This is a genomic window from Sinomonas susongensis (assembly GCF_005877005.1).
GTDB classification, from domain to species: Bacteria; Actinomycetota; Actinomycetes; order Actinomycetales; family Micrococcaceae; genus Sinomonas; species Sinomonas susongensis.
The window spans coordinates 220,367-231,918 of record NZ_SSNH01000007.1 but is presented as its reverse complement, the minus strand read 5'-3'; the positions used below and the strand labels follow the sequence as shown (position 1 = coordinate 231,918).

At 67.0% G+C, this 11,552-nt stretch carries 10 protein-coding genes; 6 read left to right on the top strand and 4 right to left on the bottom strand.

The genetic code is table 11. The features are described from left to right. Positions 1–11 precede the first annotated feature (11 nt). Genes E6A21_RS18025 through E6A21_RS11560 form a run of 3 tightly spaced genes read right to left on the bottom strand, consistent with a single transcriptional unit; the run spans position 12 to position 1,653 of the window. On the bottom strand, positions 12–278 hold the full coding sequence (locus tag E6A21_RS18025) for an alpha/beta fold hydrolase (protein ID WP_212745926.1): 267 nt from the start codon (positions 276–278) through the stop codon (positions 12–14). A 28-nt stretch (positions 279–306) separates the two neighbouring features. Further along, positions 307–915 carry an alpha/beta fold hydrolase gene (locus E6A21_RS11565; RefSeq protein ID WP_212745925.1) on the bottom strand — a complete coding sequence of 203 codons (609 nt, stop codon included), beginning with the start codon at positions 913–915 and terminating at the stop codon, positions 307–309. Between the two features lie 57 nt (positions 916–972). Beyond that, entirely contained in the window at positions 973–1,653 is a 681-nt protein-coding gene (locus E6A21_RS11560; protein ID WP_171041371.1) for a TetR/AcrR family transcriptional regulator, read from the bottom strand. A 183-nt stretch (positions 1,654–1,836) separates the two neighbouring features. On the opposite strand from E6A21_RS11560, the gene E6A21_RS11555 reads away from it, so the two are divergent. From E6A21_RS11555 to E6A21_RS11530, 6 genes are all read left to right on the top strand, one after another. Beyond that, positions 1,837–3,426 carry an ABC transporter substrate-binding protein gene (locus tag E6A21_RS11555; RefSeq protein WP_138444289.1) on the top strand — a complete coding sequence of 530 codons (1,590 nt, stop codon included), beginning with the start codon at positions 1,837–1,839 and terminating at the stop codon, positions 3,424–3,426. Between the two features lie 75 nt (positions 3,427–3,501). Continuing rightward, the gene (locus E6A21_RS11550; protein ID WP_138444288.1) at positions 3,502–4,443 is read left to right on the top strand and encodes an ABC transporter permease; all 942 of its coding nucleotides are present in this window, start codon (positions 3,502–3,504) and stop codon (positions 4,441–4,443) included. Continuing rightward, positions 4,440–6,458, top strand: coding sequence for a dipeptide/oligopeptide/nickel ABC transporter permease/ATP-binding protein (locus E6A21_RS11545; protein ID WP_138444287.1), 2,019 nt, complete (start codon positions 4,440–4,442; stop codon positions 6,456–6,458). Before E6A21_RS11550 ends, E6A21_RS11545 begins: the two co-directional genes overlap by 4 nt. Next, the gene (locus E6A21_RS11540) at positions 6,455–7,402 is read left to right on the top strand and encodes an ATP-binding cassette domain-containing protein (protein ID WP_138444286.1); all 948 of its coding nucleotides are present in this window, start codon (positions 6,455–6,457) and stop codon (positions 7,400–7,402) included. Before E6A21_RS11545 ends, E6A21_RS11540 begins: the two co-directional genes overlap by 4 nt. Further along, the gene (locus tag E6A21_RS11535) at positions 7,399–8,829 is read left to right on the top strand and encodes an alpha/beta hydrolase domain-containing protein (RefSeq protein ID WP_138444285.1); all 1,431 of its coding nucleotides are present in this window, start codon (positions 7,399–7,401) and stop codon (positions 8,827–8,829) included. Before E6A21_RS11540 ends, E6A21_RS11535 begins: the two co-directional genes overlap by 4 nt. Then, complete coding sequence (locus E6A21_RS11530) at positions 8,826–9,968, top strand: CapA family protein (protein WP_138444284.1); 1,143 nt, start codon at positions 8,826–8,828, stop codon at positions 9,966–9,968. Before E6A21_RS11535 ends, E6A21_RS11530 begins: the two co-directional genes overlap by 4 nt. Before the next feature lie 297 nt (positions 9,969–10,265). On the opposite strand, the gene E6A21_RS11525 is transcribed toward E6A21_RS11530, so the two are convergent. Beyond that, on the bottom strand, positions 10,266–11,498 hold the full coding sequence (locus E6A21_RS11525; protein WP_138444283.1) for an MFS transporter: 1,233 nt from the start codon (positions 11,496–11,498) through the stop codon (positions 10,266–10,268). Positions 11,499–11,552 lie beyond the last annotated feature (54 nt).

Sequence of the window (11,552 nt, the reverse complement as noted above, 5' to 3'; positions counted from 1 at the left end):
ACTTCCCATTCCTAGTGCCCTGCCTGTGCGGATCCCGCAGCACCGGGCCCGCCATACGTGGACTCAGTCGGGAGCCCGACGGGCAGGCCGCTCTCGGCGAGGCGCAGTTCCTCGAGGTACACAGCGACTTCGCGGACCAGGCGTGCGGGGCTTTCTCGCCCGATCCAGTGCCCCTCGTCCTCGAACAGCACAGCCTTGGCGCCCCGGACGTGGCGGGCTGCACGGAGGCATGACTCTGGTGAGATGACGCCGTCGCGAAGCGCGCCGAGGATGAGCACAGGGACGTTGATCGCCTGGAAGATCTGTTCAAGTTCCTCGTCGGTCGTCGGGGAACGGCTTGCCCTGATTGATGGTGGCTTCGTCCTCGCCCCAGGATGTCATGAAGGCGATGCGCTCCTCGATGTACTTCTCGCGCCACGCGATGCGCTCGGGATCGTCCGACCAGCCCGCCATGATCCGCAACTGCTCCGCGATCGCCTCGGGGTTCCGCCGGCCCTCGACGATCTTCCGGCGCCCCCCGGATGAGTCGACGCCGCCCGCGCGATCATGCGGGGTGCCGACGACGGAAATGAGTGCGCGGAGGCGCTCAGGACGACGGCGTGCAAGATGCCAGCCGATGCCGCCCCCGTGGGAAATGCCCGTGTAGATGAACTTCTCGATGCCGAGCCTGTCGGCAACCGTGCAGACATCGTCGGCCCACTGGTCGAGCCACCCCTGCTCCGGCTTCGCCTGATGGGTCGACTTGCCGAAGCCCCTGGCCTGGACGGTGATGACGCGGCAGTTGGTGGGCTCGGCGGCGAGAAGCTCGGGGTAGGTTCCTGCCGTGAAGCCGCTCGAACACGAGAGGACGATGTCGTCGCCGGAGCCAAATTCCTCGTAGTAGAGTTCGGCGTCGCCGATATTTATGAGCGGCATGGGATTCCTTCCACAATGAAGAACTAAATAAGAAAACGCAAGGAAATTAGAAGTGGATTACCACCAGGCGCCGTCGTGGGCGTCCCGGACGAGCCCGAGGATCTCCCCGACGGTCGGGCGTGCGAGATGCACGGCGCGCAGGTAGCGCCTGCCGCGCTTTGCCCGCACTGCCCCGAAGGCGAAGTCCCAGTACTCGCCCACGAGCTGCTCGAGACCGATCTCGCCCTCCGGGCGATACCACTGGTTGACCAGGGTCATCGACCGGATGAGCCCGCTGCGCGTCACTGCCGTCGAGCCAAAGTCGAAGACGCCGGCCTTCTTCCCGGCCTCGAGCGTCTCGGTCCAGAGGTCTTGGGTGCGCTTTCTGAGTTGTCCGAGTTCGGCCGGCCATTCGTGGAGATTGCTCTCCTGCTGCAGGAGCGAGCTCATTGTCGGGTGCTGGACGGGGACGAGGACGTGCACTGCGACAAGTGCGGCGAGCTTCTCCTCAGGCTGCCCCAGAGAGGCAACGGCGGCCTCGGACGCCTCGGCGTGCCTGTTGAGCCCATCCGCCACTAGCTCGCGGAGCGCCTCTTCCTTCGAGCCAAGGTAGTGGTAGAGGACCGAAGAGCTCACGCCAGCGTGGGAGCCGATCTCGCGGATTCCAGTGTTGTGGAAGCCCTTCGTCGAGAACAGCTCTAGCGCAGCGCGATAGAGCTTCAGCTCAACGGACTCCTCGGCACCACGCTGTCGGTTCACTGGCTTCCCTTCCGTACCCCATCCGTGCGGCACTTGCTCTAGATCCATGGCCTCTAGATCACTCGATCTATTCGACAGATCGCTTGATCTATTTCCCATTGACGATGCTAGCAGTGTGCCGTTACTGTGAGCAATACCACCTGTGACCTGCATCCCATCGATGCATCGAGCAACGGAGCTCCCATGATTCGATTGCCATCCGTCCCCGTCGTCGGCGTCAAGCTCGCGGCAACCGCGGCCGTCGCCGCCGTCGCGCTTACAGCGTGCAGCGGCGGTGCTCCGTCCACCTCGTCGTCTTCCGCATCCGACAAGCTCACAGTCCAGTTCACGGGCCCGCCCGTGAGTCTGAACCCGGCTCTCGGAAGCAACGGCGAGTCGGCCATCTTCACCGCGCTGGCCTACGATCCGCTCGTCTACCTCTCGGGCGACGGCAAACTCGTGCCGGACCTGGCCACCTCCTGGCAGTACGTCGGGACCGGGAACAAGGTCTTCGAGATCACGCTCCGGGACGGCGTGAAGTTCGACGACGGCAGCACGATGGACGCCAACGCGGTCGTCGGTTCGCTCAAGTACTTCCTCAGTGCCAAGGGGCCCATGGTCGCGCACGCCGGGAAGATCTCGTCGATCGAGGCTGTCGGGACGAACAAGGTCCGCATCACGTATGCGCAGCCGAATCCCGACGCGGCCCTGAGCCTCACCCAATACAACGAGTTCGGGCTCATCATCAGCCCGAAGGGCGTGGCCGACCCCACCTCGCTGCTCAAGACGAGCGCGGGAACCGGCGCCTATACGTTCGATTCCCAGGACTCGGTGACGAACAGCTCCTACGTCTACAAAAAGAACCCGAACTACTGGGAGCCCTCCGCCCAGAAGTTCCAGACGGTCAACGTCAAAGTCATCGGCGACCCCAATGCGGTCCTGTCTGCGATCACCACCGGACAGGTTGACAATGCGGGCGGCTCGGCGAACACGGCCGCCTCCGCGAAGGCGGCCGGGATCAACATCCTGACGGCTCCGTTCTTCAACTGGTCGCTCAATCTCCTAGACCGCGACGGCTCGGTCAGCAAGCCCTTGGCCGACGTCCGCGTACGCCAGGCCATCGCCCTCGCGTTCGACCGCGCGTCGCTCGCCACTGCCCTCGGCGGCGACTACGGCAAGCCGAGCACCCAGGACATGCTGCCCGGCACGGACGGCTACATGAGCAACGATCCGGGCTACTCCTACGACCTGAACAAGGCGAAGCAGCTCATGGCCGAGGCCGGCTACGCGAGCGGCTTCGAGATGCCCGTCATCACGACCTCCGTCCTCGACAAGAACACCACGATTTCCCAGGCGATCAGCCAGTCCCTCGGAGCGATTGGGATCAAGGTAGACCTCCACGTCGAGGCGACGGGCATGTCCCAGTACTCCTCGGGCGTGGTGAGCAAGAAGTACGCGGCCGCCATCTTCCCGACGGCCGGCTCCGACATGATGCAGTTCTACCAGCAGGACCTTGCCACCGGCGTCTCCCAGAACCCGGAGAACTCGACCGATCCGCAGCTCGAGTCCCTGTACCAGCAGGCCCTCGCGGCTCCGACTGACTCCGACCGCACGAGCCTTTACCAGCAGATGTCGAAGCGCCTCGAGGACCTCGCGTGGATCGTCCCCATCTACGCGCCCCAGACGCTCTGGTTCAACGGCAAGAACCTCCACAACGTCTCGGTGTCAGCTACGAACCCGAACCCGCTCCCCGAGGCGCCCGATCCGAGCCTCGCCTGGACCTTGGGCAGCTGACCGCCCGCCCTGCGGCTGCCGCGGCGTCCGAGAAATATCCGATGACGAATTCACTGAGGAAATGAAGTCTCCACCATGACCCAGCTCATCCTTCGGCGCCTGCTGATGTCGATCCCGCTGCTGCTGGTCGTGTCCCTTGTGGTCTTCGTGCTGGGGTCGCTCGTTCCGGGCGACCCCGCCCAGACCATTCTGGGCGTCGACGCGACCCCGGACGCGGTCGCGGCCCTCCGCGATAAGCTCGGGCTGGACCAGCCGTGGTACGCGCAGTACTTCCATTGGCTCTCCGGCGTGTTCCACGGGGACCTCGGGACGTCCCTCTACAGCGGCGAGCCGGTCGTCACGACACTCGCGGAACGCCTGCCGGTAACCCTCTCGCTGGTCTCGCTCTCGACGCTGTTCTGCATGGTCGTCGGGATTGGGTTCGGAATGCTCAGCGCCGTGCGGGGTGGGTTTCTGGGCCGCGTGGTGGACACGCTCTCCCTCGCCGGGCTCGCGCTGCCAAACTTCTGGGTCGCCGTCGTCCTTGTGACGCTCTTCGCGGTGAAGCTCAGGGTCTTTCCCGCCACGGGCTACACCCCCCTCATGACCTCGCCGTTCTACTGGATTGTGGGGCTCGTCCTGCCGGTCTGCGCTCTGAGCCTGGCGGGGATCGCCACCATCGCGAAGCAGACGCGTTCGGCAGTGCTCGACGTCCTCGACCGCGACTACGTCCGCACCTTCCGTGCCTCCGGAGTCTCCGAGTGGTCGGTCCTGCTCAAGCACGCGCTCCGGAACGCCTCGATCCCGGTCGCGAGCGTCATCGGAATCCACGCGATTGCGAGCCTGGATGCGACGGTGTTCGTCGAGAACGTCTTCGTCCTGCCCGGCATGGGCAGCCTCGCGACGCAGGCCACCCTCGACCACGATCTGCCGGTCATCGAGGGCGTGGCCCTGTACTTCACCGTCATCGTCATCGTCGTCAACCTCTGCGTCGACATTGCCTACGGCCTCCTCAATCCGAAAGTGCGGACAGCATGACCATCGCCACCTCGACCGAGAACTCCGCGGGTCCCTCCGCGGGAGGCGCCGGCGCAGCTCCGGCTGGCGTCATCCACGCGATCCTGCGGACCCCCGTCGGACTCGCCTGCCTCATCTACCTCGCGATCGTTGTCGTTGCGTGCGCGATTGCACCGTGGATCGCGCCGCACGATCCGCTGTTCCAAGACCTGCACGCGATCGGGAAAGGCCCCAACGCGGCCCACCTCCTGGGCACGGACATGCTGGGACGGGACGTCCTGAGCCGGCTCCTCTACGGCGGCGCCTACTCGCTCGGCGGGGTGCTAACCGCCGTCGTCGTACTGCTCATCGTCGCCGTTCCGTTCGGCCTGCTCGCGGGCTACGCCGGTGGCCGCGTGGACCGTGTGATCTCACGCGTGATCGACGTCGCCATGTCGATCCCGGTGATCATCATCCTCCTGGCCGTCCTAACGATTTTCAACCGCAACATGACCGCGGCCATGATCGTCTTCGGCCTGCTCGGCTCGTCGGGCCTCATCCGCGTAGTCCGGGGCAACGTCCTTTCCGTGCGGGAGGAGCTCTACATCGACGCGGCGCGGGTGATCGGCCTCGGCCCCGCCCAGATCGCCGTCCGGCACGTGCTGCCGCGCACCTCAGGTGCGATCATCGTGCACGTCTCGATCTTCGCCGCGATCTCCCTCGGCGTGCAGACGGGCCTGAGCTACCTCGGCCTCGGCGTCCCGCCGCCAGCGCCGACCTGGGGCGGCATGGTCGGCGACGCAGCGACCGTCATCCAGACCAATCCCTGGCTCCTCGTGCCCAGCGGCGGGGTCATCGCGATCACCGTGCTCGCGTTCGGCCTCCTCGGCGACGTCGTCCGCGATGCGACCTCGGAGCGGGCCAAAACGGCAACCGGCAGGACGCGACTGGCCAGGCGCCGCGGTGCCACTGCCGATCAGAAGCCGGCAGCCGCCGTCGTCCGAGACGCCACCGCGGCACTCCTTGAAGGGCCAAACAGCGCCGCGCTCCTTTCCGTCCGCGGTCTCACCGTGGCCTTCGGCGCGGACGACGCCGCCACGACGGTGGTGGAGAACGTCTCCTTCGACATCTTCCGCGGCGAGTGCGTGGGCCTCGTCGGCGAGTCTGGGAGCGGCAAGACCGTCACGGCACTCTCGGTGCTCGGCCTCCTGAAGCGGGTCGGCCGGATCACAGGTGGCAGCGTGTCCCTCGAGGGCCACGAGATCTCCGGGCTTCCCGAGCGGGAGAAGCGCCGCTTCCGCGGCACGGAGATCGCGCTCATCTCGCAGGAGCCGATGGTTGCGCTCGATCCCTCCTTCACGATCGGCGACCAGCTCGCCGAGGTGGTGCGCTCGCATGCCCGCATGAAGAACAAGAGGGTGAGCCGCGCGGCTGCGCGGAAGCGCGCCGTCGAACTCATCACGGCCGTCAACATCCCGGATCCGGAGGTCGTCGCCAAGCGCTACCCGCACCAGATCTCAGGAGGCCAGGCGCAGCGCGTAGCGATCGCGGCCGCGATCGCGGGCGACCCCAAGCTGCTCATCGCGGACGAGCCCACCACGGCGCTCGACGTCACCGTCCAGGCCGAGATCCTCGACTTGCTCCGCTCGCTCCAGGCGAAGAACGGCATAGCCGTGCTCCTCGTCACGCATGACTGGGGCGTCGTCGCCGACCTGTGCGATCGCGCGCTGGTCATGTACGCGGGGCAGATCGTCGAGACCGCGGACATCAACCGGGTGTTCCAGCTCCCCCTGCACCCATACACGAAGGCGCTCCTCGAGGCAAGCCCGCACCTCGCCGTCGAGGGCGAGCCGCTGCCCGCGATCCCCGGAAGCGTCCCGCGCCCCAAAGACTGGCCCACGGGATGCCACTTCGCGGCCCGCTGCCGCTTCGCGACCGAGGACTGTCTCGCGGCTCCTGTCCCGCTCCTCAAGGTGGGCGAAGAACGCGCCTCGCGCTGCATCCACACCGACCAGCTCATGCCGGAAGGCCGACTCGTGCCGGAGGCCGTCCGATGAACCGCTCTCCCTCGCCCGAAGCCGGCAGCGCTACGGGCACCCACCCCTTGCTCGAGATCCGCGACCTCGCCGTTGAGTACCGGATGGGGAGAAAGCAGACCCGCCGCGCCGTCGACGGCGTGAGCCTGACCATCCACGAGGGCGAGACCCTCGGCCTCGTGGGCGAGTCCGGCTCGGGGAAGACGACGATCGGCCGTGCCGTCCTCGGCCTCGCACCGGTGACCGAGGGCAGCATCTGCTTCGACGGGCACGAGCTCGGGAACCTCGGGCGCAAGGAGCGCCGCGAGTTCAGCTCGTCGCTCCAAGTCGTGTTCCAAGACCCCTACAGCTCGCTCGACCCCACGAAGACCATCGGGTACTCGCTCGCGGAGCCCCTGCTCTCGCACGGCTCCGACCGCGCCGACGCCCGCCGCGAGGCCTCAGCGATGCTTGAGCGCGTCGGCCTGCGCGCCGAAGACGGCGCCCGGTACCCTGCGACCTTCTCGGGCGGCCAGCGCCAGCGGATCGCGATCGCCCGCGCCCTCATGCTCCGGCCCCGCCTCGTGATCTGCGACGAGCCCGTGAGCGCACTCGACCTCTCGATCCAAGCGCAGGTGCTCAACCTCATGACGGACCTCCAGAAGGAATTCGGGCTGAGCTACCTGTTCATCGCCCACGACCTCACGGTCGTACGGCACGTCTCCGACCGTGTGGCCGTGCTCAATAAGGGGCAGATCATCGAGGAGGGCACGTCGCGCGAGGTGTACGAGCGGCCACAGCATCCGTACACGCGCGCGCTCCTCGCAGCCGCTCCAGTCCCGGACCCCGCCCGGCAGCGCCAGCGACGGGAGGCCCGGCACGCCGAGCGCGCCCTGCGCACCGCAGGGACCAAGTCCAATGCGGTCGGGGACGAAGGCCGGCTTCCCGAACGAATGACCCTAGGAAAGGCTGCGAACCACTCGTGACATTCGACGTCAGACCTCTCGCCATCACCCCGGACTCGCTGCCGTTCGGGACGAGCTTCCTTCCTTCCGGACACGGCATCGCTCTCGATCAATGGGGTTACGTTGAGGAGGAATACCTTCTCTCCGGCACCGCCTACGAATGGGCCTACGACGACGATCTGGGCCTCGTCCCCTTCCGGAAGAGCGCGCACCCCTACACGACGAGGGTCCTGACACGGCGCCCGGCCGACCCGGCCCGGGCGAGCGGCGCCGTCCAGCTCGAGCCCCTGCACCCCAACCTCGACCGCGGCGTCACGTGGCGCACCATCCACCCCTGGATCCTGCGCAACGGCCACACATGGGTCGGTGTCACCCAGGCGAAGCAGGTCTCGAAGCAGCTGCGAGAGCGCATTGAGCCTGAGCGGTACGGGGCCGTATGCATTCCAGCCGACGGCCTCGGCTACGACATCCTCGGCCAGGTCGCGGTCGCGCTGCGGAGCGGGGCGCTGGGCATCGGCGGATTGGCCCTCGGCGAGGTCACCCGCCTGGTCATGTCCGGCTGGTCGGCCACGGGCAGCTTCTGCCGCGTCTTCGCTCAGGATGGCTTCCACGAGCTGTACAGGCTCGCGGACGGCCGTCCCGCCGTGGACGGCTACGTCGTCGGGATCTCCTCCGGATCAGCCGGCCTCGCAGGCTACCCCCCGCTCTCGGCCCAGAGCCTTCCCCTCCCCGCCGACGATCCGCGTCGCACCATCTTCGGCCACGGCGTGCCGATCTTCGAGGTGCTCAGCGAATTCGAGGCGGAGACGCACCGCGACAGCCTCCGCCCCGACAGCGACAGCCCCGAGGACCCTTACCGCCTCTACGAGATTGCCGGCACGTCGCACGCTGCGATCGACAACGACTCGGCGCTGACCAACACGGAGCAGTGGCTGGCGGCAGGCGGCGAGGCCTCCCCCAACAGGATCAACGAGGAACCGAGCGACGCCCGCATGGACTTCATCGTGCGGGCCCTCTACCAGCGCCTCGATGAGTGGATCACGAGCGGCACTGCCGCACCCAGGGCGGAGCGCTTCGCCTTCGCCGACGAATCAGCAGTGAGCTCGAGGATGCCCCTCGCCCGCGACGAGTTCGGCAACGTCCTCGGGGGTGTCCGCACCCCGTGGGTCGAGGTGCCGAGGGCCGCCTACGCCCCGCACAGCACCCCGGCTCCGGGGTACTGCCTCCCACCCGAGTGGGCGCCGATGGGGAGCCCGGAGAAGGTCGCGGCAATGATCCCGCACATGGTCCCGTTCACGCCGGAGACGCTGGCCGGGCTCTACGCGTCCGAGGAGGATTATGTGAGTAACTACAGCGCGAGCACCGAGCGGCTCGTCGAGGAGGGCTTCCTTCTCCGTGAAGAAGCCGACGAGCTCCTCGAAGCGCGCCGGGAGAAGGTGGCCTCATGATCACCATTGCAGCCGTGGGCGACCTCGTCCTCGACGAGCCCAACCCGGCCTCGTTCTTCGCCCCCAGCGCCCCGATCCTGCGGGAGGCGGACGTCGCGATCGGCCACATCGAGGTCCCCCACTCGTACGCCACGATCCAGTCGAGCACCGACGTGCCGGCTCCCCCCGCGGACCCCGAAGCCCTCACCGCAGTCGCCGAGGCGGGGTTCGACGTTGTGACTCTCGCCGGGAACCACTTCTTCGACGTCGGCACCGAAGGGGTCCTCGACACCATCGAGTACTCACGCAAGGCCGGACTCATCACCGCCGGCGGCGGCGCGAGCCTCGCCGCCGCAAAGGCTCCTGCGATCATCGAGAGGTCCGGGACCAGGGTCGGCGTCCTCAGCTACAACTGCGTCGGGCCGAAGGACTCGTGGGCCGCGTCCCAGAAGGCGGGCGCCGCGTACGTCAAGGTGCTCACCCACTACGAACTCGAATCCGCGACGCCTGGGGGCCCACCGACCATCTACACGTTCGTCGCGCCGGAGAGCCAGCTCGCCATGCAGCGTGACATCCGCACGCTCCGCGAGGAAGTGGACGTCGTAGTCGTCGCCCTGCACAAGGGCATCGGCCACACGCCCGCGATCCTCGCTGACTACGAGCGTCCGCTCTCTCACGCCGCGATCGACGCCGGGGCCGACGTCGTCATCGGCCACCATGCGCACATCATGCGTGGCATCGAGTGGTACAAGGGCGCGCCGATCTTCCACGGGCTGGGCAACTTCGTCACCGTCACCCGCGCCCTGACTCCGGTAGGCGGCGACTCAGCCGAACGAATGGAGTGGGCGGCAAGGCGGGTGCGGATGTTTGGCTTCGCCCCAGACCCAGACATGCCCACCTACCCCTTCCACCCGGAGAGCCGGAACACGATCATCGCCACGACGACCTTCCACGGCGGCCGCCTCGCCTCAGCGGGCTTCGTGCCCTGCTGGATCGACACGGAAGGGATCCCCCACCCGCACGGCGACGACGAGACCGGCCGCGGGGTGGCCGTGTACGTCGAGAAGATCTCGCGCGCCGTGGGGTTCGATACGGTCTTCGAATGGTGTGGTCACCGCGTCCTGACATGGGCGGGCGATCGAGAGCTCGAGAGAGCCTGAGACCTCGTCGCGTCACGGGCTGGGGCGAGTGTGCACGATCGCGACCCACTATCCGCCAATACCTGCAGATGGCCGCCCATTTTCGGCAGACTTACTGCCTAGGTTGGCAACGGCCTCAAGCACCTCGGCCAACCCCAGATCATCAGCAGCTGACCGACAGCCAGGACCCCTGCCTCCTACTGACGAGAGCCAGTAGGACCCTGCCCTGTGCAAGATTTCAGGGAGGGTCCTACTGGCTTGGGCTTGGCGGGTTGAGCAGTGAAGTGGATCCGCCTTTGTAAGGGTGGGCGCCGTCGCTCACATGCCCGTGGCGTCTGCTCTCGTCGGCTGGGTTGCAGGAGCGAGAGCCGCCCTCTTCTGTCGCTTGGTCTGGATCGTCATCGCTCCGATGAGGGAGAGGACGACGGCGGTCACTGCTACTGCGAGCATCGAGGTGAATCCGCCCGAGGACTGAATGAGGACCCCGCTGAGGATCGGGCCGATCGCGAACCCCGAACCGATCATGAGGTTGGTCGTGTTCATTACGTGCCCACCGTCGCCGAGGTCGGAAAGCGAAGAGAGCAGGTAAGGGAGGATGAAGGTCCAGGCGAACTTGAAGACCATGGCTGCGATGGCGAACTGCAGGAGGCCGGGTGTGCCGAACAGGAGCGCGATGCTTGCCCCGAGACCCAGGTATCCGGCGAGCAGGAAGGTCCGCCGGTACGGGCTGTCTCCGAGCAGGGTCGCGACGAGCGAGGAGATGATGCCCGGGACGGTGGCGAGGGCGAGGACGAGACTGGCCGCTGACAGCCCGATCCCGGAGGCGCCTGCGATCTGCGCCATGAAGGACCAGACGCCGCTGAGCCCGATGTAGAACAGCAGCACGGCGGCGAGGCCGGTGACGAACTTGCCGGCGTGCAGGGTGCGCAACCGCTCCCCCGCTGCCGGGACTGCCGCGGCCGGTGCCTTCCGGAGTGCCTGCCCGTCGATCAGGCGGACGAAGGGAAGGCAGCACACAGCGAGTCCGGCGAGGGTCCAGTAGATGGCGCTCACCGGCGCATTGGCGAAGACGATTGGAAAGACGGAGAGGATGATCGCTCCCATGATCAGCTGGAAGACGACGAAGATCCCGAATGCGCGGCTGGGGTTCGAGGTCTTCCCGCTGAGGGTCAGCAGCACCACGGTGATGGAGCCCGCGGCCAGAGCGGTGACGACCCGCACCGCCACGAGCACGGGGAAGCTGGTCATGAAGCCGGAGACCAGGTTCCCGGCGATGACCACCGCGGTGAACACGTAGGTGGCCTTGACGATGTTCACGCGCCGCAACCAGAGGTAGGCGGGCACGGTGGCCAGGCTGAACGAGCCGAGCTCAAGGGAGAAGAGGCTGCCCAGCTCGGTCGGAGTCAGACCGAACTGCTGGACGAGCTTGCCGCCGACCACGGGCGCGATCAGCAGGACCGTATAAAGCACGGCGCTGAACACCGCGATGAAGGTATAGATTCCGCGGTCGGTGCCCGCCTTTGGGCGCGCGGAAGGGATGCGATTGGTCATGGGAGGGCCTTCCAGGGGGTGGTGAAGGGACTTGTTTTGGGTGGTGCGGGTGAT

Coding starts and splice junctions, on each gene's coding strand:
- E6A21_RS11565 (WP_212745925.1), bottom strand. CDS start 915: ATGCCGCTCATAAATATCGGCGACGCCGAACTCTACTACGAGGAATTT.
- E6A21_RS11555 (WP_138444289.1), top strand. CDS start 1,837: ATGATTCGATTGCCATCCGTCCCCGTCGTCGGCGTCAAGCTCGCGGCA.
- E6A21_RS11550 (WP_138444288.1), top strand. CDS start 3,502: ATGACCCAGCTCATCCTTCGGCGCCTGCTGATGTCGATCCCGCTGCTG.
- E6A21_RS11545 (WP_138444287.1), top strand. CDS start 4,440: ATGACCATCGCCACCTCGACCGAGAACTCCGCGGGTCCCTCCGCGGGA.
- E6A21_RS11540 (WP_138444286.1), top strand. CDS start 6,455: ATGAACCGCTCTCCCTCGCCCGAAGCCGGCAGCGCTACGGGCACCCAC.
- E6A21_RS11530 (WP_138444284.1), top strand. CDS start 8,826: ATGATCACCATTGCAGCCGTGGGCGACCTCGTCCTCGACGAGCCCAAC.
- E6A21_RS11525 (WP_138444283.1), bottom strand. CDS start 11,498: ATGACCAATCGCATCCCTTCCGCGCGCCCAAAGGCGGGCACCGACCGC.